Raw genomic sequence first — 22,028 nt, forward strand, 5'->3', positions numbered from 1 at the left:
GGAGATGGCCCCGGAAGAGTCCGCGCTTGCCGCATTCGTTTTCGAACGCAGCCGGGTCGTCACCCGGAGCACCCCACCGCGGAGGAGGGTTGCCGACCAGCAAGCCGGGGCTGAACACTGGTACTCGTGACCTGGCAACGAGGATGGCAGGAACCTCCCGCGCTTGTCAAGACGAAGCTGCGAAGACCGTCGTCACGGCGCGATCGTCCGGCAGGCGAGGTGGAGCGCAAGCCTGGTTTCCGGATCGGCCAGATCGACCGAGAGAAGGCGCTGAATTCTATCGATCCGACTCGATACGGTGTTGCGGTGCAAGCCCATTCGGGTTGCGGTGTGAGCCAGAGACGATTCTTCGTCGAGGTACGTCGACAGAGTCTCGAGCAACTCTCCATTGGAATCGCGTAGCGGTGCGAGCAATGCCGCGGCCGCAGGCTGGAAGGTGTCGGTTCGCGTCCACGCCAGCAGCAACTGCGCCAGCCCGAGGCGGTCCGCGTGCAGGAATCGACCTGTTTGAGATCGGGAACCGGCGAGCCGAGCGGCATCCCCGGCCTCCGACAGGGACGAACCGATTCCAGCCGGACCGTCGTGTGCGCGTCCCACACCTACCCAGGTCTCCATCGTGGGTTCCAACCTGGCCTGAGCTGCACGGATGCACTCGGCGATCCTGGTGATCGCCTCCGGTCGCGGCTCGCCTGGCAGAGTCGTCCACGCCGCCCAGCCGTCAGCCTGTTCCACGACATTGGCGTCGATTCCCTCGGCGGCGAGAGCATCTGCAACCTCGCTGCGTCTTGCCACCAGGTCGACCTCACCGACCGCCAGGACTTTGATGCCGATGTGCCATCCGTCCAGCATCCAACCCGCGTCGAGTGCGCGCCGGAGCAGTCCGGGTGTGGCGTCTGCTGACGTGTCGATCAGTTCACCGAGCAACGCGCTACGCCGGCGCGCTTCACGCTCGTCGACCATGCGCGCAACGGCCAGTCGGTGCCCGGCAGCCAACGAGGCCACGTCGAGAACCACTGAGAGAGAAGCCTCTTCGACGCTTTGACGCACCGGGAGCAGCACCGCCAGCCAGGGCTCTCGGGCTGCGCCGGACATCACCGGGCACGCAATCAGGACCCCGCCGGAGTCCAATTCGACCGTGGTGGGCGCCCCGCGACCCGACAACATACCGGCAGCTGCTCGATCAGCGTCTGACAACAGGTCGGCGCCGGTCATCGGACGTCCGGACGAGTCCAGGAGAAAGAATGAACGCTGAAAGGTGTTCAGTAGCACCGACAGAAGATTCTCGACGCTTCCTCCGGCTCGTTGGCCCGCGTGTGTCGCCCGCAGTACTGCGTCGGCCATCACCGCCCGCGAATTCGAGAGAAGATCACGAAGATCTACGCTGAACTGCCACGGGTCGGATACTCCGAGCACCACCAGTCCGAGCCGATCGGCAAGCAACGAGAGATTCGCATCCTCCGCCGCAGTGCTGTGCACAGCGACCACCTGGCAGCCGGTCGCCGCTGTGCGCCGAAGGAGAGCGTCGAATCTCCACTCCCCGATGTCGATTCGATCGAGAATCACCAGAACTGATCCTGAACTCGCCGCATCCGACACGGCCTCGGCCGACTGTGCCGATTCCCCGGTGAGTGCTCCCACTGTCGTCACGACGGGATCACCCTCCCCGGCCAGTCGATACAGCCCGACAAAGGCCGGGTTGTTCAGCAACGCCGAAACACTCGCGCTCATCGCGCCTCCATCAGCACTGCGTCGTGGTCGATCCCGAATGCCCGCGGGCCGACAACTTTCAATCTGCCCACTTCTTCCGCCCACCACTGTGGACCGGGAAGAACCAACACGGCCACATCGTGCCCCTGGTGCACGGATTCACACGAGACGAAGGCGCCGGTCCGCACGTCGAGCAACGTCACGATGTCCGGGCACGTTGCAATCATCTCGCCGTCCAACGCGACGGTCAGGAACTCACTCTCGAATTCGACTCGTATCACCGCAGAATCGTGTTCGAGAATCACGCTGCCCCGACGATCGCCGGTGTCCGGACGACTACGACGGACCGCACGCACCCGGCCAGTCCCCATTACCAGGGCCCCGGAGCTCTCCGCGATCTCCTGCCAACTGCCCAGGGCCCCGATGTGCTGACCCAGTTCGTATGCTCGGGAGAGAGTTCCCGGAATGCACGCCTCCTGCACCGTCCGCGCATCGATCGACGCGATCGCCAGAGCGCCCCAACCGCTGGTTCTCCCGATCAACGACCGCACTGCTACCTCGGCGCCGAGCACATCCACTCCGTCGACGACGGTAATGAGGCCGCCGGGCCGGGCGAGTGTGACCGGGCACAATTCCAACCCGGCTGCGGCGAGAGAGAAGTGATCGAGCCGCGGCATCGCTCGACCCAGCAGGTCCGCGTCGACCACGGGAATTCCCAACGCCAACGCCGCCGCAATGCCGGAGAGAGCGTTGAGTCCACCGCCTTCGAAAGTCATCACCGCGGTCGGACGCTTCCCGGTCCAGCGCGTCAAAGCTGCTGCAGTATCTGCAAACTCACGCCCGGAGGGCAATTGCTCCTCCAAAGCCAGGGCCGATCCGACGATTCCCACCGGCATCACCAATGCCTCCTCCGGCAACTGGTCCGGCGCGATGACCTCCACCGAAGTAGACGTCATCAGTGGACGCAGCATTTCCACGAACAGGCGTGGATCGCCGCCCCCGCCGCAGCCCAGGACCACCGCCCCCGCTGCGATCGCGTCGAGGTCGGCCTCCCGGACCGCGTGCAGCCTGCTCACGGCTCGCTATTCTGCCAGTACAGGTTGCTCGAGTGTCTCCACCGGCAGGAACGGGCGATCGAGTCCGAAACTTGCCGGACCGAACACCGCCAGTGCCTCCGGGGTTCTCATGATGGGTGGGGTCGCGATCCCGATGACCGCAACGCGCTGCCCGTACCGCAAGCCCTCGGTGGTGATGGGTTCGGCGGTATCGGCCTCGACGATGCAGATAAGGTCTGGCACGATCGCCACCATCACTCCGGATTGCACGGCGATCAGATTCTCGTTCTGGAACTGAACTTCCAGCTCTTCGTCTCCGACGCCGGCGATCCGCACCGAACCCCGAGCGAACCCCTCATCGGTTCGCCGGTCGACATCGATCACCTTGCCGTGAAAGAGAACTCGCCCGTATCCGTAGAGCGTGTCGGCGAGACTGTCGACAAGCGCCTGCACCGGGTCCACCCGCTGCTCACGTGAAAGTCTGATGGACCGGCCGATGGTCATGGCCAACGACAGAGTCCGTGGGATCGCCGTCCGCTTCACATCTGCACCCGTCATCGAGTACTGCGCGATGTGCGCCATCCCACCGAACCTCGACGTCACCCCGCGGGCGAGGCCCTCCAATCTGCTGTTGTCACTTCCGGTGTCGAAGATTGCCACCTCGTCGTGCTCGTTCGCCATGGCGAGCGGACTCGCCGAAATCCCGTACACCGAGAAGGTTTCCATCTCGAGCTGAGGAAAGGCTCGCCCCATCCCGTCGGCGTCGACAACCGGCAGTCCGCGCCGCGCTGCCACCAGCAACGGAATCATCGAATTGATCCCGCCGCACTCCATCGGCATCGTGGCATCTGCAGTTCGCCCCGTGTGCTTCTCCAATGTGATCAGCGCCAGCTCGGGTTCGGTTCCGCGCGGCATCTTCTCGACCACGACGGTCGGTGCACCCATCTGCGCGACGGGGATCACCCACGCGTCGTCGTCGAGCTCCTCCGGATCCAGAATCGTGATTTCACCGGCCTCACCGAGCGCCTGCGTGACCAACATCTTGCCGACGAACGGATCTCCCCCGCCGCCGGTGCCCAACAAGGCTGCGCCCCTGGCGAGGTCGTCGAGATCCGCCGTTCGTAGTGTCCAACTCATCGTGAGCCCTCCTGACCGGTGGAGACCAAACCACTGTGCAGTGCCAAGTCACCGACTGCCTTCACTCGAATACGTGTTGCGTTGCCCGGCAGATACGGAATCGGGACCTCGTCGAACTCCACGATCTGCACCGACTCGGGCCGTGCGCCTGCGGCGACTGCCCGATCGATCGCCTCCTGGCGAGCATCGTCGGCAAAAACCTGCCGGTGCCCGTTCCGCACCGCTTCGACTCGATCTACCTCACCACTGACCTGCGCAATCGCAGCGCCGATCGCATTGGCAACATCGAAGCGCTCAGGACGAATCACCGTTCCCAGGCCCGGGAGTTCACGCTCCAGCAGTACCGATCCCCCGCCAACCGCCACAACGGGAAGTGGATCCGACGTGGTCCGCATCTGTTCCACGGCGTCGGCGACTCGGCGCGAGATCCGGTCGAGTGCCGTCGACACCAGGCCGCGGTCGAGGTGCGCCACCGCACTGCGATCTCCGACGTCGGCCAAGCCTGCCGCGACGGCTATGTCGGTGGCCGTCAACGTGTCACCGCCGAATACGAGTGCCCGTGAACCCAATTCGTATCCCACAGATTCGGGTCCGACTGTGAGTCCGTCTGCATCCACCAGCGAACCACCACCGATACCGATCGAGAAGACGTCCGGCATACGGAAATTGGTCCGTACCCCCGCGACCGTCACCTCCGTGGTGGCTTCTCGCGGGAAACCGTTGGTCAATACGCCCACGTCGGTAGTGGTACCTCCGATGTCGATCACCGCACAGCTGGCCAGACCGGACAGCACAGCGGCGCCTCGCATGGAGTTGGTCGGTCCCGATGCGAAAGTCGCCACCGGATAACGCCTTGCGTACTCGATGTCCATCAAGGTTCCGTCGTTCTGGCTCAGGTACAGCGGCGCGACAATGCCGTGCTCGACCAAAGATCGGGCAAGACCGTCGACGATGTGATCGGCGAGCTCGCGCAGCGCAGCATTGATGATGGTCGCGTTCTCCCGCTGGAGTAGACCCACTCGACCGATCTCGTGCGAGAGCGAAATTGCGACGTCGAGGCCGAGTTCCTCACGCACGATCTCCGCGGCGGCCGCTTCGCATTCGAGATTGACCGGAGAGAACACCGAAGATATTGCGACCGAACGAGTACCGCTGCGAGCCATGGCGGCGGCATGGCGGCGAATCTCGTCGGGGTCCAGCGACGAAATACGACGACCGTCGAACTCGTGCCCACCGTGAGCGAGGTAGCGCCTTCCTTGCACAGCGGAGACCAGGTCTCGCGGCCACCCCACCATCGGCGGAAGCGCCGCGGTCGCCGGAAGCCCCAATCGCAGAGCCGCTGTCGGTGCAAGTCCGCGTTGCTCGATGAGAGCGTTGAGAAAGTGCGTCGTGCCGATCATCACTGCTTGAACAGCGCTGGGAGAGAAAGAGTACTGCTGCTGCAGCGCCGTCAGAGCTCCGCCGATTCCGCCGGTGATGTCCTTGCTGGTCGAGTGTTTGACATGCCCGATGACGGTGGTCCCGTCCATCAGGACCGCATCGGTGTTCGTACCACCGACGTCGATTCCGATTCGCATCGCGAACTCCCTTCTACAGTGTGTGCCGTGCTAGTGCGTGAGCGCAGATTTTCCCGAAGTCTCTTGCGGCGCTTCGGTTGCGGTGCGTCCGACTCCGCGAATCAGGCCGAGTCGACCCGCGACGACGTAGAGAACGAAGGCCGAGGCCACCGCGTTGATCGACGGCAGGCCGAAGGTGCTGTAATGACCGATCAGCGCCGAGACGATCCAGATCACCAGCGTGGCCGGTACCCAAGTGGGTGCCGAGTTCGGGAGGGTACCCGCAGCTCGACTCTCCTCCAGATCCTTGCGCCATGTCTTGACGATGAAGTATTCCGCCACCATGATCCCGGCGATCGGCGGGAATCCGACGCCCAACAGGATCAGGAAGTCGGTGAACGAGTTCAGGATTCCGGCAGCCGCGAGGACCGAACCGGTGATGCCGACAACTGCTGTGACAACTGCGCGATTGATCCGTCGACCGAACACGACGTCGATGAAGTTCACGACGCCGAGCCCCGAGCTGTACAGGTTCCAGTCGTTGATCTTGAAGGTGCCGAGAACGATGATCAGAACGCCGACCCAACCGACCGACGAGAGAATGATCGTGGCGATGTCGGAACTGCGAACGGCATGGGCAAGGAGAACACCGGTCAGCCCGATCACGTATTCGCCCAATGTTATTCCGACGAGCGTCTGCTTCACGACATCGCCTGCCGTGCGGTTGAAGCGCGTCATGTCAGGTGTGATCACTGCTCCGGCAATGAAACCGCCTGCGACGATGATAGTTCCGGCGAGGAAGCTGAGCTCCGGCCCGGCTGGAGCAGATGTCATCAGATCTGACAGCGAGTGATTACGCAGTTCGGCGATGACGGCCCAACCGACCAGGATCAGGAACAGCGGAACGGTGATATTGGCGATCAGTTGCATGGATCCGAACCCGCGAAGGACTATCGCGGTGATCAGGAGACCGAAGGCCAAAGCCCACGCCCACTGCGGCAGAAACGGCATGATTCCGTGCAAACCTGATGCAGAGACAGCAGATTGAATGCCGAACCAACCGATCAGGCTGACCCCGATCACCAAACCGATCACCGCGGAACCTGCGTGCCCGAATCCACACCAGCGTGCGACCACCGATGTGTTGAGCCCTTCACGAACCCCGATGATGCCGATGAAAATACAGACGACCTCGAGAATCACCGCCCCGACTGTCAATGCCCAGAAGGCATTCCAGAACGTCATACCGTAGCCGAGCGTCGCACCGAGCAAGAACTGTGCGAGTGCCGATACCTGACCGAATCGCTGTACTGCCACCGAGAACCACGAATATCGTGCTTCGTCGGGAACGCGGGTGAGCGCGTAGTCGTCACCGTCGGACACTTCACCGCCGGCGGCGGTCGTTGACGTGTTTTTCATGACGGACTCCTCGAATAGTTGGGAAGTGTTCTCGGAGAAGACGGTACGAATGTGGCCAGGGTCACGCCTATGGGCGAATTGGCGTTTCTTCGTGTTACGACAATGCATTTCGCACAGTCGTCATTTCACACAGTCGCCAAATGGCACGGGTCTAACGCAACGCGTATCCGCCGTCGGGGTACAGCGTGGAACCCGTTGTGTACGTGTTGGTGAAGAGATAGAACACCGCTTGTGCAATCTCGTCTTCGTTCCCGACGCGGCCGAGCACGTTGTTCTCGGCGCTCCAGGTGAACGCGGCCTCCCGAACCTCCGCCGGGCGCTGAGCCCACAGATGCCCGTCGATGGTTCCGGGAGCGACAGTGTTGACGCGGATCGGCGACAGTTCGACCGCCAGCCCCCGCCCGAGCCCCTCGATTGCCGCGTTGGCTGCAACGTATGCCGCGGCAGCTGCGGGTGGCCGCACACTGGCAGCGCCGGACATGAGGACCACCGATGCGGTGGGTGTCAGCTTGTCGAGCGCAGCGTGCACGACGCGGTACTGCCCCCAGAACTTGGAGGTGAACGGCGACGCCGCTTCCTCGACGCTCTGTTCACGGAACGAGCCGACCTGGTAATCGGCAGCCGTGGTGAAGAGAGCATCGACGCTGGGGATGTTGGTGAAGAACTCTTTCACCGAGTCGTCGTCGGAGGTGTCGACGGTGAACCAGTGCGCAGCCTCACCCAGCTGCGCGGCCGCTGCTTCGAGCTTGGATGCGGTTCGGCCACCGAGAACTACCTGCGCGCCGGCGTCGACGGCAAGCTGCGCCACTCGCAGCCCGATGCCTGTTCCGCCGCCGATCAGTACGACGGTCTTGCCTGAGAGAGGAGAAGGTGTCGTTGTCATGCAGCGACTGTAGGGCTCACCGAATTGTCCCGACATGTGCAGAACGCACAGATTTCACTACGGAACAGTGCTAAGTATCGAGACTTAGCTGGTAGAGGACACCGCCCCCGGGGATCTCGCTTGACGACGTTTGCTGCGTCGAAACTGCCTTCACATGTACTCCTCCTTCGAGTTCGCTTGTAACAAAACAACTCCCACGACCGAAAATGTCGGTGAACCACAACAGCGAAGGGAAGTAACGACTATGGGATCAGCAGACGTCATGGCCTGGCTCGCCGAGGGTTACCTCGCCGGCGATCCGATTCGCTATCCGCTCTACGTCGGATCGATGTTCCTCGCGATGCCGTTCCAACTAATCGGCGTAATTCTGGGTCACCCCTTCTGAATCGTCACATCAGGCCAGGGCGGACGACGTAGAACGGCCAGAGTTGCGATCACTGCGGCCGCCAACCCGATGAACTCCCCCATCAAAGCCGCCCTGGTGTGATCGACGGCCGGTGACCACGACGGCTCACCCTCGTGGATCGAGAACACTCCCACTGGCACCGGTATCGGGTCGCGGCGCCACCGCCGGTGTAGACGCGAAACCGTGATGATCGTCGATCCGTCGCTGGTCTGGTGCGGTTCTCCGAAGATCATCGAGGTCCCGGAATCCGCCCGAAGTCGCTCCACCGCATCACGAATCTCCATGATCTCCATCGTCGCACCGAAACAGCAGCCCTGTGCGAGTATCGGTCGATGGCAGAGTGGTGGAATCCGAGCAGGCGCGTCGAGCGATGGTGGCAGACGATCGTGCTGGTTTGGCTACTCGTTTTCTTCGGCCCAAGCACCATCGACAAGGTCATCACAGAACCCACAGCTTGGAATTGGACATTCCTCGCAATCTGGCTTTTCGCGACGGTCGGGTCTGCTTACTACGCAGTCCAAGCCTGGCGAAGCAGGAACAAACCTCAGTCGGTGTGGTGGGAAGGGACAACTGCCCCCACCGAAATCCCTGCCGACGACGTCCGTAGCGCACTCGCGTCGACAGACGACCGCATTCCCGCAATCAAGGCACTACGCGAACTACATCCGGGCTTGGGCCTGAAGGATGCGATGGATCTGATCGACGCCCAGCGGGGCGAACAGGGCCCGCAACACCGATAGTTGCGACCATCACAATCACAGTTAGGTATCGACACCTGACCGCCACGATCGGGCAAGCACGCCAGGAGTTAACCACCTGACAGACAGGCTGTTTCGCCTAGTTTGACAAATGTGGTCAATCGGTGAGCGTCGACTCGACCGATTCAACTCACCGTACCAATCGAATTCGCCGTTCAGCATTCCACTCATGACCCAATGCCACTATTACCCAACGATTTACAACCGGAACTACGGCATCCAGTGAGAACTTTCGCGACAGTGCAGCATCTTTCGTCCAGTTGAGTTGACCGAAACTTGACGTTACGTTGAATTTCAAAACAATAGCCCGGTCTTGACCTGCGATGGTGTGAGCGAAACGCCCACCTACGCGTGACACGTGGCCGCACTGATGGGCGCTGTGAATGCCTGAACGTTCGAGGAGTGGAATGACTGCGGTCAAAACTGCGTGGCGTGAACTACGGAAACCCGTGTTCATCCCCGCGTCGATAGTGATCTTTGCCCTGATCGCCTTTGCCGTGATCTACGCGGGAACAGCCGCGGACGCTTTCGAAACACTCAACAACGTGATCAGCGACGGCGTCGGCTGGTGGTACATCCTCTCGGCCACCGGTTTCGTGATCTTTGCGCTGTACTGCGGAATCAGCCGCATCGGCAACATCCGATTGGGACGTGACGACGAGCAGCCCGAGTTCGGGATGCTCTCGTGGTTCGCGATGCTCTTCAGCGCCGGCATGGGCATCGGGCTCGTGTTCTACGGAGTAGCCGAACCACTTTCGCACTACGTGACCCCACCCGTCGCCGGGCAGATCGCCGGATCCACGGACGCCGCAGCCAATCAAGCAATGGAACTGACGCTGTTCCACTGGGGCCTTCATGCATGGGCGATCTACGTCGTCGTCGGCCTCGGTCTGGCGTACATGACCTACCGCAAGGGTCGTCCGCTCTCGATCCGTTGGTTGCTCGAGCCGCTCCTCGGACGGGCTCGCATCGAAGGAAAGATCGGCCACGCCATCGACGTCGTCGCCATCGTCGGCACGCTGTTCGGTGTCGCGACGTCGCTGGGCTTCGGTGTCCAGCAGATCTCGGCCGGCCTCGACTACCTCGGCTGGGTGGAGACCGACAACTGGTTGGTCATCACCATCATCGTCATCGTGACGGGCATGGCGACCTTCTCGGTCGTCTCCGGTGTCACGAAGGGCCTCAAGTGGCTCTCCAACATCAACATGATGCTCGCTGCCGCGCTGGCACTGTTCGTCCTGATTCTGGGACCGACGCTGTTCCTCATGCAGTCGTGGGTGCAGAACCTCGGCGGATACGTCCAGGCCTTGCCCGAACTGATGCTGCGTACGTCCCCGTTCGCCGAAGACGGCTGGCAGGGTGCATGGACCATCTTCTACTGGGGTTGGTGGATGAGTTGGGCACCGTTCGTCGGCATGTTCATCGCGCGCATCTCACGCGGCCGCACCATCCGCGAATTCGTCTTCGGTGTGCTGCTGGCCCCGACGCTGGTCGGTTCGTTGTGGTTCACGATCTTCGGTAACTCCGGCATTCTGCGTCAGCGCAACGAGGGCACGATGCTCGACGCATCCGGCGCAGTGGACACCAACACGTCATTGTTCACGCTTCTCGACGGACTTCCGCTCGGAACGATTTCGAGTGTTCTCGCGATCGTCGTGATCGTGTTCTTCTTCGTCACGTCCGCGGACTCCGGCTCGATCGTCATCGACATCCTCGCGACCGGTGGCAGCTTGGAGACCTCCAAGATCACGCGTGTCTACTGGACGTTCCTCTCCGGTGCCGCGGCCGCAGTTCTCCTCATCGTGGGTGGCAGTGGATCGCTCACGGCGCTGCAAACCGTTGCCATCGCCACGGCGGTACCGTTCTCGGTCATCATGGTGCTGGCATGTCTGTCGATGCTGAAGGCGTTCCGATACGAGGTCGCTTCAGCACCACGCTACCTGCGGGTTTCTACAAATGCCTCGGCATCGACCGACGTTCCGCAACCCACCGAAAAGCGGCTCCGCGATCTGAAGATCTCGTCGACCTTCGCCGGGCTGACCCCGTCACAAAGCGGAATCATGACGGATCCCTCCGACGCCCACATGCTCGTCGCGGTCCACGAAGTTCCCGCCCATGCGGTCAACATCGACCCGGATACCGGCGCCGTCGACTTCTCCGAGGAATCGAAGGTCGTCGATCCGCTGGGCGGAGAGGTGTTCGACACACCCGAGTTCGCCGACTCGGCAGAAGGCCACGCGCAAGCTGCCAGTACGGACTGACCGGCACGTTCGGCATGTTGCATTAGGCATATCTGTTCACCAACTCGCAAACTTGTCATGAGACTTTCAACTCGACAGTTCGCAGGACTCTAAGTTTCGTGAGTAGAACAGGACCAACGGGTTTGCCACTCCAGTCGCAGTCGGAGACGGAACAATCTTTCGGGATTCCGTCCGTATTCCTACGGTCGGCGCATGCACCTGCGCCGCGCACGCTCATCGACATCGTGCGGGCCTCAGCCGAGGCCAACCCGGAAGCACCCGCCATCGACGACGGCGACACCACACTGTCGTACTCGGAGTTGCTCGACGAGATCGAGCTCGGTGCGCGCTGGCTCGGTGATGCCGGCGTCGGCGCAGGTGACCGCGTCGGAATCAGGATGCCGTCAGGTTCGCGTTCGCTGTACGTCGCGATCCTGTCGATCCTCGCGGCGGGCGCCGCCTACGTTCCCGTCGACGCCGACGATCCGGAAGAGCGCGCCGAGTTGGTGTTCGGCGAGGCGCAGGTAGCGGCGATCATCACCGGCGACGGAATCCAGCCGGGGACGGCGCCGAAGCGGCTCGAACATCCACCGGTTCGCGAACCCGAACCCGAGGACGACGCCTGGATCATCTTCACCTCAGGATCCACGGGCACCCCCAAGGGCGTCGCGGTCACTCACCTCAATGCCGCTGCCTTCGTCGACGCCGAGGCGCGCATGTTCCTCCAGGACGAGCCCATCGGGCCTGGTGACCGCGTCCTCGCGGGACTCTCCGTGGCATTCGACGCGTCCTGCGAGGAGATGTGGCTCGCGTGGCGCCACGGCGCCTGCCTCGTCCCGGCTCCTCGTTCGCTGGTTCGCAGCGGCATGGACCTCGGCCCGTGGCTGGTCTCGCGTGACGTCAGCATCGTCTCCACTGTGCCGACGCTTGCGTCTCTGTGGCCGGCCGAGGCCCTCGAAGCCGTTCGACTCCTGATCTTCGGCGGCGAAGCCTGCCCACCCGAACTGGCAGAGCGCCTGGCCGTCGAGGGCCGCGAGGTCTGGAACACTTACGGCCCCACCGAGGCAACCGTCGTCGCCTGCGGCGCACTGATGGACGGCAAGAGTCCCGTCAGCATCGGCCTCCCCCTCGACGGCTGGGACCTTGCCGTCGTCGACGCCCAGAGCAATCCCGTCGCGGTCGGTGAGGTGGGCGAGCTGGTGATCGGCGGCGTCGGCCTCGCCCGTTACCTCGACCCCGCGAAGGACGCCGAGAAGTACGCGTCGATGCCCTCTCTCGGGTGGGAACGCGCCTACCGAAGCGGCGACCTGGTCCGGCTCGAAACCACCGGCCTGATGTTCCAGGGCCGCGCAGACGATCAGGTCAAGCTCGGCGGCAGGCGCATCGAACTCGGTGAGGTCGACAACGCCTTGCAGAACCTGCCGGGTGTGAGCGGCGCTGCCGCAGCCGTGAAGAAGACGGCAGCCGGCAACCAGCTCCTCGTCGGATACATCGCCAGCACGGATCCCGACTTCGATCTCAAGGCCGCTCATGCACTGCTCAGCGAGCAGCTACCAGCAGCCCTCGTGCCGCGTCTGGCGTTGATGGACGAACTTCCGACGCGTACGTCAGGCAAGGTCGACCGCAATGCGCTGCCGTGGCCCTTGCCCGGCGCCGGTGAAGATGCGGGGGCCGCGTTGGGCCTCGACGGCACCGCTGCCTGGGTTGCCGGCCTGTGGGGATCGATCCTGGGCGCGCAGATCACCGGACTCGACGACGACTTCTTCGAAGTGGGCGGCGGATCCCTCTCTGCGGCTCAGCTGGTAACCGCCCTGCGCGAGCGGTTCCCCGAAGTGACCGTCGCACAGCTCTACGACCACCCACGGTTGGGATCGCTCGCCGAATATCTCGACGAATTGGCACCCACCGAAACTGTGGAGCCGCGCATCGTCGCTCCGACACCCTTGAAGACTCAGCTCGCGCAGATCGCCGTCACCGTTCCGCTCACGACGCTCACCGGACTGCAGTGGGTGACGTGGCTGGCGATCGCGAACAACGTCCTCGGCTGGTTCGTCGACGTCAGCTGGGCGCCCACGGTCTCGTGGTGGTGGATCCTGTTGGCGTTCATCGTGTTCATCACGCCGATCGGCCGTATGACCATCGCCGTCGTCGGGGCGCGCCTGCTCCTACGCAAGTTGGAGCCAGGAACGTACCCGCGAGGTGGTAGTGAACACCTGCGTCTGTGGATAGCGCTCCGACTCACCGAAGCCAGTGGCGCAGCAAACCTTTCGGGCGCACCGTGGATGCTCTACTACGCCCGCGCCCTCGGCGCCGACATCGGCAGCGGCGTCGATCTCCACACACTTCCTCCCATCACCGGCATGCTCGAACTCGGTGACGGCTGCTCCGTCGAACCCGAAGTCGACCTCTCCGGCCACTGGATCGACGGCGACGTCATTCACATCGGCGAGATCAAGATCGGCGACGGCGCCTCCGTCGGTTCACGCTCGACGCTTCTGCCCGGCGCGCGTATCGGTCGCGACGCCGTCGTCGAACCCGGATCTGCGGTGTTCGGCCGAGTGAAGGCAAACCAGCAGTGGGCCGGCTCCCCCGCCACCAAGGTCGGGAAAGCGAATCATCCTTGGCCGGCCGAACATCCGAAGCGCGCACCCGGCTGGGTGCCGGTATACGGCGTCACCTCGGTCTTCCTGGCCGGTATGCCGATCTTCGCGCTGATGGCCGGGATCGCATTGATCGGTTGGTGGATTCGCGACACCGACACGCTCGCGAGTGCAGTGCTCCAATCGCTGATCATGCTTCCCGTCGCGACCATCCTGAGTTTGCTCGTCTTCGCAGTCGTCACCCTTGTGGCCGTTCGTCTTCTCTCGATCGGGCTGACCCCCGGTTACCACCCTGTCCGCAGCCGCATCGGCTGGCAGGTGTGGGCGACCGAACGCCTGCTCGACTCGGCCAGAACCTTCCTCTTCCCGCTCTACGCGAGCCTGCTGACACCGGGATGGCTCCGCCTTCTCGGCGCCAAGATCGGCAAGAACGTCGAAGCCTCCACCGTGCTCCTCCTTCCCAAGTTCACGACGGTCGCCGACGGCGCATTCCTCGCTGACGACACCATGGTTGCGAGCTACGGCCTCGGCGGCGGCTGGATGCACATCGAACAGGCGAAGATCGGCAAGCGCGCGTTCCTCGGCAACTCCGGTATGACCGCCCCCGGTCGACGCGTCCCCAAGAACGGTCTGGTGGCGGTTCTGTCGGCTACCCCGTCCAAGGCCAAGTCCGGATCATCGTGGCTGGGTAGTCCACCGGTACGTCTGAGAAGGGCTGCCGGAGACACCGACGCCGCCCGCACGTTCAATCCGCCCATGCGCCTCAAGATCGCCCGCGGAGTGGTCGAAACCTGCCGACTGATCCCCGTCATGGTCACGTTCGGCATTGGTCTCGGTGTTCTGTTTGCACTCGAAGCACTGGTCGGCGCAGTCGGATTCTGGTTCGCGGCTCTGCTGAGCGGCGTAATTCTGCTCGTCGCCGGAGCAGTGGCGGGCGCGATCACCATCGCCGCCAAGTGGATCGTCGTCGGACGCATCGCCAAGGTCGAGCATCCGCTGTGGAGTTCGTTCGTCTGGCGAAACGAGGTAGCCGACGCCTTCGTCGAGACCGTCGCGGCGCCGTGGTTCGCTCGCGCGGCGACTGGTACGGCCGTACTGAACATCTTCTTGCGTGGACTCGGGGCCAAGATCGGTAAGGGCGTTTGGTGTGAGTCGTACTGGCTACCCGAGGCAGATCTTGTGACTTTGGGCGACGGAGCGACAGTGGAACGGGGGTGCGTCGTGCAAACTCATCTCTTCCATGATCGGATCATGTCCATGGACACCGTCACTTTGGGAGCAGGAGCAACGCTGGGACCGCACTGTGTCGCGCTACCCGCAGCCGGCATCGGCGCGGGAGCGACGGTAGGGCCTGCATCTCTGGTGATGCGAGGTGACACCGTTCCGCCCTCCACCCGCTGGCAGGGCAACCCGATTGCACCGTGGGTGGCGTCGTGAAGCCGAACCGAATGCTCGAGGAGCCGATCGATCCGTACCTGCCGCTCAACGGCAACCGCGGGTACCGCGTGTCCCGGTACGAACTGGAACTGACGTACAAGGTCTTCAGCAACCGTCTCGCCGGCAAAGCTGTCATCACCGCTGTCACCACCGAGAGCCGATCCAAGTTCAGCTTCGACCTCGCACAGAACCTGCAGGTGTCCAAGGTGTCCGTCAACGGTGCCCGCGGCACCAAGTACGCGCACTTGAACAACAAGCTGATCCTCACGCCGTCTACCAAGATCCCCGCGGGCGGTGCCCTGTCGGTCACCATCGCGTACAGCGGCAACCCCGAGCCGATCAAGAGCCTGTGGGGCGAAGTCGGCTGGGAGGAACTCGACGAAGGAACTTTGGTCGCAAGTCAGCCCAACGGCGCGGCGTCCTGGTTCCCGTGCGACGACCATCCGATTTCCAAAGCGTCGTACCGAATCTCGATCACCACCGATTCCCCGTTCTATGCCCTCGCCAACGGCAAGCTGATCCGCAAGCAGACCCGTGCGAGTCAGACGACGTGGGTCTACGAGCAGACCGAACCGATGGCAACCTACCTGGCAACCATTCAGATCGGTCAGTACGAGCACCGACAAGTGAGCGCCGGGCCGGTACCGGTCTTCGCCGTTCACCCACCTCGGCTGCGCGCAGCGTTCGACGTCGACTTCGGGCGCCAACCCCAGATGCTGGAGGTCTTCGGAAAGCTGTTCGGCCCGTATCCCTTTGCCGACTACACCGCTGTGGTCACCGACGACGAACTCGAAATCCCCATCGAAGCGCAGGGACTCTCGATCTTCGGAGCCAACCATTGCACAGGCAGGCGCGGTTCCGAACGTCTTGTCGCACACGAGCTTGCCCATCAATGGTTCGGCAACAGCCTCACTCTCGGGCAGTGGTGCGACATCTGGCTGCACGAAGGCTTTGCCTGTTACGCGGAGTGGATCTGGTCCGAGAATTCCGGTGGTCCGTCCTCGAACCAACTCGCGACAAACGCCTATCAAGGGCTCGGGCGTAAATCTCAGGACTTGATCGTCGCCAATCCCGGTCCTGCCCTGATGTTCGACGATCGAATCTACAAGCGGGGCGCATTGACTCTGCACGCCCTGCGCGGCGTTCTCGGAGACGAGAAGTTCTTCGAACTGATCCGTCAGTGGACCACGAAGCATCGGCACAGCACGGTCAGTACCGAGCAATTCACCGATCTCGCTTCACGTTTCACCGACACTCCATTGCGCCCACTGTGGGATGCATGGCTGAATCAGCGCTCTCTGCCTCGTCTCTGACGCTCTCTCACCGCGATATCACCACGCCGAAACATTCCGAATGCGCCGATTAGCTTTGTCTTACCTTTACTATAGAGGTGGGCCGAGGGACGACCCCGACAACACAATTCTCAGGGCACGCTTCCTCGACAGGTAGATCGGGGGATCGATGTTCGTTGTATTCACAATATGTTTCGTAATCGGGGTCGTCGCCCTGATCGGAGCCTTTGCCGTCGGCGAGGTTGCAGATCTGGGCGGCGGCCACGCAGACGGGCTGCCATTTCTGAGCCTGACAACCTTGGCCACAGCACTTTTCGGCTTCGGCGCCGGCGGCGTAGCTGCCACTCTCGCGGACGCTCCGACATTGGTAGCGGCGATTGCAGCACTCGCACTCGCCGCCGTTCTCGTTGTCGTCACGCGCGGCCTACTTCTCCCCTATCTCATTAAGCAACAAGATAATTCGCACATCGGACGAGCTTCGTACTCCGGGCTGTTGGGCACGGTCACCCTCACCATTGCAGCCGAAGGTTGGGGAGAAGTCTCGTTCGTCGACGCCGAAGGCAATCGCGTGCAGGCCAAGGCCGTCAGTGCACAGCCGATGGCGCTCACCACCGGCACCACCGTCTACATCGCCGATGTAGACGATCAATACCTTCACGTCGTCACGGTTGACGACGCGATCTAAGGACTCGATACATGCTGCCAATCATCATCATTGCGGTTGTAGTCGCAGTAATCATCTTCATCGTTCTCCCCGCGATCTACGTGAAGAACTACGTCAAGGTCCCGCCGAACGAAGTGGCGGTCTTCACCGGACGAGGCAAGCCGAAAGTCGTCCGCGGCGGAGCCCGGTTCAAGATTCCGGGAATCGAACGCGTCGACATCATGTCGCTCGAGCCGTTCAACGTCAGCATCAATCTCAAGAATGCGCTCTCCAACGACGGTGTTCCGGTCAACGTCGAGGCAGTCGGCCTGGTACGAATCGGTTCCGCCGACGAAGCGGTTCAGACAGCGGTGCAACGATTCCTGACCTCCGACCTGGACGAACTCCAGCAGCAGATCAACGAAATCCTCGCCGGCAGCCTGCGCGGAATCACCGCAACCATGACGGTCGAGGATCTGAACTCCAACCGCGATTCGCTCGCACGCAGCGTGGTCGAGGAGGCAGGCGGCGACCTCGCACGCATCGGCATGGAAGTCGATGTCATCAAGATCGCGGGAATCTCCGACTTCAACGGCTACCTCGAATCGCTCGGTCAGCGCCGCATCGCCGAGGTCAAACGTGATGCCGCGATCGGAACTGCTGAAGCAGAGCGTGATTCGCAGATCCAGTCGGCAAAGGCGCGACAGGCAGGCTCCGTCGCACAGGCCGAGGCCGACACTGCGATCGCGAGTGCAAATCAGAAGCGCGACGTCGAACTCGCTCGCCTTCGAGCACAGACCGAAGCCGAGAACGCCGAAGCCGACCAGGCCGGACCACTCGCGCAGGCAACGGCCGAGAAGGCCGTCGGCATCGCACGTGAGCAGGCCGAGGCGGCCCGCGTCGAAGCTCGCACCGAGGTCGAGCGTCGTCGCGCCCAGCAATCGGAAGCGGCATTGCAGGCAGATGTCATTGCACCGGCCGAGGCCGAACGCCAAGCCTCCATCGCACGCGCAGAGGGTGAGCGACAGGCCGCGATCCTCCGCGCCCAGGCACAGGCCGAGTCAGCAAGGCAGGCCGGCGGGGCTCAGGCCGATGCACGAAAGCTCGTCGCCGACGCTGTTCGCTCCGAGCAGCAGGCTGATGCCGACGGCCTTCGAGCACGTCTGGAAGCCGAAGCTGACGGCCGCAAGGTAGCGGCCGACGCCGTTCGCGCCGAACAGCAGGCCGAAGCGGATGGTTTGCGCGCCAAGCTCGAAGCCGAGGCTGCCGGTAAGCGTCAGATCGCCGAGGCGCTCAATTCCTACACCCCGCAGGCCGCGCAGTTGCTCACTCTGCCTGACGTTCTGGCAGCACTGGTCGACGCCACCGCAGCAGCAGCGAAGCCGGTCGGCGACATCGATCGGATCTCCATCGTCGGCGGCAGCGACGGGGCGCAGGGTTCGATCGGCTCGATCCTGGGCATCAGTCCCCAGGTGATTGCCGGTGTCATCGAAACTCTCGAAAGCTCAGGCGTCGATATCACCGGTTTGCTCAACGGCCTGAACAAGACCGCATCGGTTCCGGCCGGTTCGGTACACAATTCGGTCCACAGTTCGGAAAACGGTTCCGCAACTGTAGACGCGTGATTTCGCCCCGGTCCGCCGACTCTCGCAGGGGTCGGCGGACCGGCTTCACGCGCTCGGCAGGTGTGAACGCGACTTGAAGAGAATCAGAATCAAGCAGGCAGCGGCGGCGGCTGATCCGAACAGCAGAGTCACCGTGTAGCTCAGTGCCGGAATGCTTTCCGACAGCATCGCCAGCAACGCAGGCACCGCGAACCCGATGTAGGTGATCGAGTAGAACACCGCGGTCAATCCTGCCAGATCGTCCGGCCCCGCGATTCGCTGGATCTCCAGCAACCCGGACACCAGTGCCATGCCGTACCCGCAACCGAGGATCGCTGCAGCCACGATCGCGATCGCCACGGTCAGCGTCGACGCAACCAGAGCAGCACCGGCCATACCGACCACCAGAAACACCAGAGCCACAACGGCGCCACGAGCACTGCGGTCGGTGTCGATTTTGCGCCCCAACGACTGAATCGCGAATCCGCATGTCAGCGCGACCATGCACAGCAGAGCCGAAAAGGCCACGGGCGCATCGCCACTGTGCCCGGTCATGAGCGCCGGAATAACTGCATACGCGACACTGGCGGCACCGAACACCCACGGCGCCAACGGAACAACGACGTAGAGGAATCTGCGGTGACCTGCCGAGGGGATCTTGAGGTCGTCGATCAACCTGCGACGGTCGGATTTCGCCTGTGCCGGTCGTGTTTCGGGCGCACGCCACAGCGCCATGGCGGCGAGGACGGTGATCGCGATGTGCAGCACGTACGCCAACACACTCGGCATGGGCGCCCACTGCGCCAAGATTCCCGCAGCACCCGCTCCCAAGGCGAAGCCCGCGGTCAGACTCATCGCTGCTCGCCGAGCACCTGCGCCTTCCGACGCCGTCGGATCCCAAGGTTGCGTGGACAACTCCTTGACCCAGGAGCCGCCGACGGCCATACCGATCCCCAAGGCGATGCCACAGAGGATTCTTCCCAGGATGAGAGCAGCGGCGGAGTCCGCCCCGAAAGCGAGCAGCGTCGAACCGGCGATCGCGATGATCGGCGAGGGGAGCATGATCGGGCGTCGACCCAATCGATCGGACAGCGGGCCGCCGAGCAGCAGGGCCGGCACAATTCCGACGACGTAGGCGAAGAGGAAGAAATCGACCATCACCGGCGAATAGCCGTGGTCGAGTCGGTACATCACCAGCAGTGGGGTGAATTCGTTTCCGCCCCAGGCAGCGGCGAACATACTGGCGGCAACGGTCAGCCACAGCCACTTTCCGCCGGAGATGCGTTCACCCTCGAGACGAGTTTCGGCCGCGGTCCCAGCGCCGATCGTTTGGGTGCTCATCACAGAGTTCCTTCGAAGCCGAGGCCGTGGACCTGGCGCATGTGTGTGAGGACGGCAGTGTTGTATCCGTCGGCATCGCCTGTGTCGACGAGGTCGGTAAGCGCGGTGTGATCGGCAAGGATGCGCGAGAGTTGGCCGGGGTCGCGTGAGATCGACCGGGCTGTCATCCGTCGTTGCCTGTCGCGCAGACTCGCGTAGAACGAGTCGAGCAAAGGGTTCCCACCGGCGGCAACGATCATCTTGTGGAAGTCGGCATCGATTGCGCTGAACGCGGCCACGTCCCCGCGATCAGCAATCTCACGTTGCTCGATCAGATTCGCGCGCAACGCTGCGACAAGCGCTTCCCGTGCGTGCGGTCGGACCGACACCACTCGAACGCTCTGAGTCTCGACGAGCTGTCTGGCACTGACTACGTGTTCCGCTTCCCCATCCGCGACCGGGACGATCAGCGCCCCCTTCTTCGGATAGAGGCGCATCCAACCTTCCGACTCGAGACGCAGAAACGCCTCACGCACCGGCGTTCGGCTCACATTGGTCCGTGCAGCGATGTCACCCTCACTGATCAGCTCCCCGCCGGCGAGCTCGCCGGAAAGGATCAGCTCCTTGACTTCGCGGAAGACGGTTTCGGAAGCGGAATACAACATAGACACAAGATGTATTTATACTCCACGCTGGCGCAACGCAGACATCCGGGTCGCCGATCCGAACATCTCGGTCCGATGCGGCATCGATCCAGTTAGCATTGCAAGGTGCCAGACAGAAGAGGAATCAGTTCGCGATGAATGGCGCACGCTCCAGCCTTCGAGGACTGATGCACTCATGACATCGCAGATGAAGTCGATGAGGACGCTGACCCGCGAGTGGTTGATTCTTCCCGATCAATACGACCGCTTCACTCGCTATCTCCGCGACAACGGCCTCACGACCGCCACCCGGCTATTACTTGGCATCATTGTCATCGGACTGGGAGTGTGCGCACTACTGAACAGATTCAGCCCTGCCGGTCCGACAAGCACGATTGCGCTGTTCTTCAATACTGCTGTCGTGATCTCGTGCTTCGTAGTCGGAGTCTCATGGTGGGTCTTCGGCCCCACAAAGCGTCGCTCGTTCGGTTTCGTGGTCTTCTGCGACATCGCGGTCACGATCTCCGTCGTTGGAGATTCCTCCCAGCTCGCACGATTGCTCACCTGTGTCATTTTTGCTCTGGTCGGCATCTACATCGCCTACTTCCACAACCCGAAGTTGCAGATCGCGCACATAGCTTTCTCGCTTCTTGTGATCGCGGTGGCTGCGCAGCCAATTCTGTTCGGGCCGGATCGCGATCCAGCCCTTGGTGTTTCGAAAGTACTGGTCGTCATCACCGCGTTGGTGGTCTGCGCATTCATCTCGCAGATCGTGCTGACGATGCTCAGCATGGATGCTTCCAGTTCCGACCTCGATCCTCTCACCGGCCTCTTGAACCGTCGTGGCCTCGACCGCCACGTCGAGAAGGTACTCGAGGGGTTCCAGCGTCAAGAATCTGCGGCACTACTCGTGATCGCGATCGACATCGACCGGTTCAAGACGATCAACGACGTGCACGGCCACGACGTCGGCGATCGCATCATTCTCCGGGTATCGCAGCGGTTATCCGCCTGGGCACACGCTGATGCTGTCGTCGCGCGGGTCGGCGGCGACGAATTCATCCTCGTTCAAAGACTTTCCGTGCCAGCCATCGGACCGATGCTCAACTCGATCGGACCGGCAATGCACTCGAATTCCGACGAGATACCGTCGACTTCGAGCATCGGAATCGCCGTGCGTACCCACAAATTCGTCGCCGGAGAAGACCGCGCAGCAGCGTTCACGGACATGCAGAAAGTCGCCGATTCGGCGATGTACGAAAGCAAGAGACTCGGCGGCGGACGCGTTCACACGATCGTCACCACCGCCGGCAGGTAGCAGTACGCA

17 protein-coding genes and 1 riboswitch are annotated in these 22,028 nt (G+C 62.7%); of the genes, 8 read left to right on the forward strand and 9 right to left on the reverse strand.

All coding sequences use genetic code 11. The features are described from left to right. Nucleotides 1–17: 17 nt before the first annotated feature. A riboswitch (SAM riboswitch) is annotated at nt 18–132 on the reverse strand. Between the two features lie 60 nt (nt 133–192). The 6 genes from PCS43_RS06470 to PCS43_RS06495 all read right to left on the reverse strand — a co-directional run bounded on the left by PCS43_RS06470 (nt 193) and on the right by PCS43_RS06495 (nt 7,757). Continuing rightward, entirely contained in the window at nt 193–1,728 is a 1,536-nt protein-coding gene (locus PCS43_RS06470) for a PucR family transcriptional regulator (protein WP_209911148.1), read from the reverse strand. Beyond that, entirely contained in the window at nt 1,725–2,783 is a 1,059-nt protein-coding gene (locus PCS43_RS06475; protein ID WP_209911144.1) for a DUF917 domain-containing protein, read from the reverse strand. The genes PCS43_RS06470 and PCS43_RS06475 overlap by 4 nt, the downstream gene beginning before the upstream one ends. A gap of 6 nt (nt 2,784–2,789) precedes the next feature. Continuing rightward, the gene (locus tag PCS43_RS06480; protein ID WP_050655919.1) at nt 2,790–3,899 is read right to left on the reverse strand and encodes a DUF917 domain-containing protein; all 1,110 of its coding nucleotides are present in this window, start codon (nt 3,897–3,899) and stop codon (nt 2,790–2,792) included. After that, nucleotides 3,896–5,476, reverse strand: coding sequence for a hydantoinase/oxoprolinase N-terminal domain-containing protein (locus tag PCS43_RS06485; protein WP_209911141.1), 1,581 nt, complete (start codon nt 5,474–5,476; stop codon nt 3,896–3,898). Before PCS43_RS06485 ends, PCS43_RS06480 begins: the two co-directional genes overlap by 4 nt. 30 nt (nt 5,477–5,506) lie before the next feature. Beyond that, nucleotides 5,507–6,874, reverse strand: coding sequence for a purine-cytosine permease family protein (locus tag PCS43_RS06490; RefSeq protein WP_209911136.1), 1,368 nt, complete (start codon nt 6,872–6,874; stop codon nt 5,507–5,509). A 151-nt stretch (nt 6,875–7,025) separates the two neighbouring features. Beyond that, complete coding sequence (locus PCS43_RS06495; protein WP_054828021.1) at nt 7,026–7,757, reverse strand: SDR family oxidoreductase; 732 nt, start codon at nt 7,755–7,757, stop codon at nt 7,026–7,028. A 244-nt stretch (nt 7,758–8,001) separates the two neighbouring features. Here PCS43_RS06495 and PCS43_RS06500 point away from each other — a divergent pair, with 244 nt between their 5' ends. Next, nucleotides 8,002–8,142 carry a hypothetical protein gene (locus PCS43_RS06500; protein WP_003941170.1) on the forward strand — a complete coding sequence of 47 codons (141 nt, stop codon included), beginning with the start codon at nt 8,002–8,004 and terminating at the stop codon, nt 8,140–8,142. Here PCS43_RS06500 and PCS43_RS06505 read toward each other — a convergent pair. Beyond that, nucleotides 8,130–8,456, reverse strand: a complete 327-nt coding sequence (locus PCS43_RS06505) for a hypothetical protein (RefSeq protein ID WP_054828022.1) — start codon at nt 8,454–8,456, stop codon at nt 8,130–8,132. The two genes, PCS43_RS06500 and PCS43_RS06505, sit on opposite strands and share 13 nt — an antisense overlap. Nucleotides 8,457–8,495: 39 nt before the next feature. Here PCS43_RS06505 and PCS43_RS06510 point away from each other — a divergent pair, with 39 nt between their 5' ends. From PCS43_RS06510 to PCS43_RS06535, 6 genes are all read left to right on the forward strand, one after another. Further along, nucleotides 8,496–8,903, forward strand: a complete 408-nt coding sequence (locus PCS43_RS06510; RefSeq protein ID WP_054828023.1) for a hypothetical protein — start codon at nt 8,496–8,498, stop codon at nt 8,901–8,903. A 425-nt stretch (nt 8,904–9,328) separates the two neighbouring features. Continuing rightward, nucleotides 9,329–11,182 (forward strand): BCCT family transporter, encoded by a 1,854-nt coding sequence (locus PCS43_RS06515; protein ID WP_007727149.1) that lies wholly within the window; start codon nt 9,329–9,331, stop codon nt 11,180–11,182. A 122-nt stretch (nt 11,183–11,304) separates the two neighbouring features. Continuing rightward, nucleotides 11,305–15,198 carry a Pls/PosA family non-ribosomal peptide synthetase gene (locus PCS43_RS06520; RefSeq protein WP_047269705.1) on the forward strand — a complete coding sequence of 1,298 codons (3,894 nt, stop codon included), beginning with the start codon at nt 11,305–11,307 and terminating at the stop codon, nt 15,196–15,198. 11 nt (nt 15,199–15,209) lie between these two features. Continuing rightward, nucleotides 15,210–16,511, forward strand: a complete 1,302-nt coding sequence (locus PCS43_RS06525) for a M1 family metallopeptidase (protein ID WP_050655931.1) — start codon at nt 15,210–15,212, stop codon at nt 16,509–16,511. 148 nt (nt 16,512–16,659) lie between these two features. Further along, nucleotides 16,660–17,175 (forward strand): DUF1449 family protein, encoded by a 516-nt coding sequence (locus PCS43_RS06530; protein ID WP_064443044.1) that lies wholly within the window; start codon nt 16,660–16,662, stop codon nt 17,173–17,175. 11 nt (nt 17,176–17,186) lie between these two features. Continuing rightward, nucleotides 17,187–18,758: a flotillin family protein gene (locus tag PCS43_RS06535; RefSeq protein WP_003941083.1), complete on the forward strand. Its 1,572-nt coding sequence runs from the start codon at nt 17,187–17,189 to the stop codon at nt 18,756–18,758. A gap of 45 nt (nt 18,759–18,803) precedes the next feature. Here the strand turns inward: PCS43_RS06535 and PCS43_RS06540 are convergent, their stop codons facing one another. Together PCS43_RS06540 and PCS43_RS06545 are read right to left on the reverse strand one after the other, a co-directional pair. Continuing rightward, on the reverse strand, nt 18,804–20,078 hold the full coding sequence (locus PCS43_RS06540; protein WP_070161580.1) for an MFS transporter: 1,275 nt from the start codon (nt 20,076–20,078) through the stop codon (nt 18,804–18,806). Next, complete coding sequence (locus tag PCS43_RS06545) at nt 20,078–20,722, reverse strand: GntR family transcriptional regulator (RefSeq protein ID WP_007727164.1); 645 nt, start codon at nt 20,720–20,722, stop codon at nt 20,078–20,080. The genes PCS43_RS06540 and PCS43_RS06545 overlap by 1 nt, the downstream gene beginning before the upstream one ends. A gap of 175 nt (nt 20,723–20,897) precedes the next feature. Here PCS43_RS06545 and PCS43_RS06550 point away from each other — a divergent pair, with 175 nt between their 5' ends. Next, complete coding sequence (locus PCS43_RS06550) at nt 20,898–22,019, forward strand: GGDEF domain-containing protein (RefSeq protein ID WP_125050252.1); 1,122 nt, start codon at nt 20,898–20,900, stop codon at nt 22,017–22,019. Nucleotides 22,020–22,028 lie beyond the last annotated feature (9 nt).

Origin of the sequence: Rhodococcus sp. C-2 (assembly GCF_027854095.1) — a bacterium.
GTDB classification, from domain to species: Bacteria; Actinomycetota; Actinomycetes; order Mycobacteriales; family Mycobacteriaceae; genus Rhodococcus_F; species Rhodococcus_F qingshengii.

Excerpts from the sequence above, each read along its gene's own strand:
- PCS43_RS06515 (WP_007727149.1), top strand. The coding sequence starts at position 9,329 with ATGACTGCGGTCAAAACTGCGTGGCGTGAACTACGGAAACCCGTGTTC.
- PCS43_RS06495 (WP_054828021.1), bottom strand. The coding sequence starts at position 7,757 with ATGACAACGACACCTTCTCCTCTCTCAGGCAAGACCGTCGTACTGATC.
- PCS43_RS06545 (WP_007727164.1), bottom strand. The coding sequence starts at position 20,722 with ATGTTGTATTCCGCTTCCGAAACCGTCTTCCGCGAAGTCAAGGAGCTG.
- PCS43_RS06505 (WP_054828022.1), bottom strand. The coding sequence starts at position 8,456 with ATGGAGATCATGGAGATTCGTGATGCGGTGGAGCGACTTCGGGCGGAT.
- PCS43_RS06470 (WP_209911148.1), bottom strand. The coding sequence starts at position 1,728 with ATGAGCGCGAGTGTTTCGGCGTTGCTGAACAACCCGGCCTTTGTCGGG.
- PCS43_RS06525 (WP_050655931.1), top strand. The coding sequence starts at position 15,210 with ATGCTCGAGGAGCCGATCGATCCGTACCTGCCGCTCAACGGCAACCGC.
- PCS43_RS06535 (WP_003941083.1), top strand. The coding sequence starts at position 17,187 with ATGCTGCCAATCATCATCATTGCGGTTGTAGTCGCAGTAATCATCTTC.
- PCS43_RS06510 (WP_054828023.1), top strand. The coding sequence starts at position 8,496 with ATGGCAGAGTGGTGGAATCCGAGCAGGCGCGTCGAGCGATGGTGGCAG.
- PCS43_RS06540 (WP_070161580.1), bottom strand. The coding sequence starts at position 20,078 with ATGAGCACCCAAACGATCGGCGCTGGGACCGCGGCCGAAACTCGTCTC.
- PCS43_RS06490 (WP_209911136.1), bottom strand. The coding sequence starts at position 6,874 with ATGAAAAACACGTCAACGACCGCCGCCGGCGGTGAAGTGTCCGACGGT.
- PCS43_RS06530 (WP_064443044.1), top strand. The coding sequence starts at position 16,660 with ATGTTCGTTGTATTCACAATATGTTTCGTAATCGGGGTCGTCGCCCTG.
- PCS43_RS06500 (WP_003941170.1), top strand. The coding sequence starts at position 8,002 with ATGGGATCAGCAGACGTCATGGCCTGGCTCGCCGAGGGTTACCTCGCC.
- PCS43_RS06485 (WP_209911141.1), bottom strand. The coding sequence starts at position 5,476 with ATGCGAATCGGAATCGACGTCGGTGGTACGAACACCGATGCGGTCCTG.
- PCS43_RS06480 (WP_050655919.1), bottom strand. The coding sequence starts at position 3,899 with ATGAGTTGGACACTACGAACGGCGGATCTCGACGACCTCGCCAGGGGC.
- PCS43_RS06550 (WP_125050252.1), top strand. The coding sequence starts at position 20,898 with ATGACATCGCAGATGAAGTCGATGAGGACGCTGACCCGCGAGTGGTTG.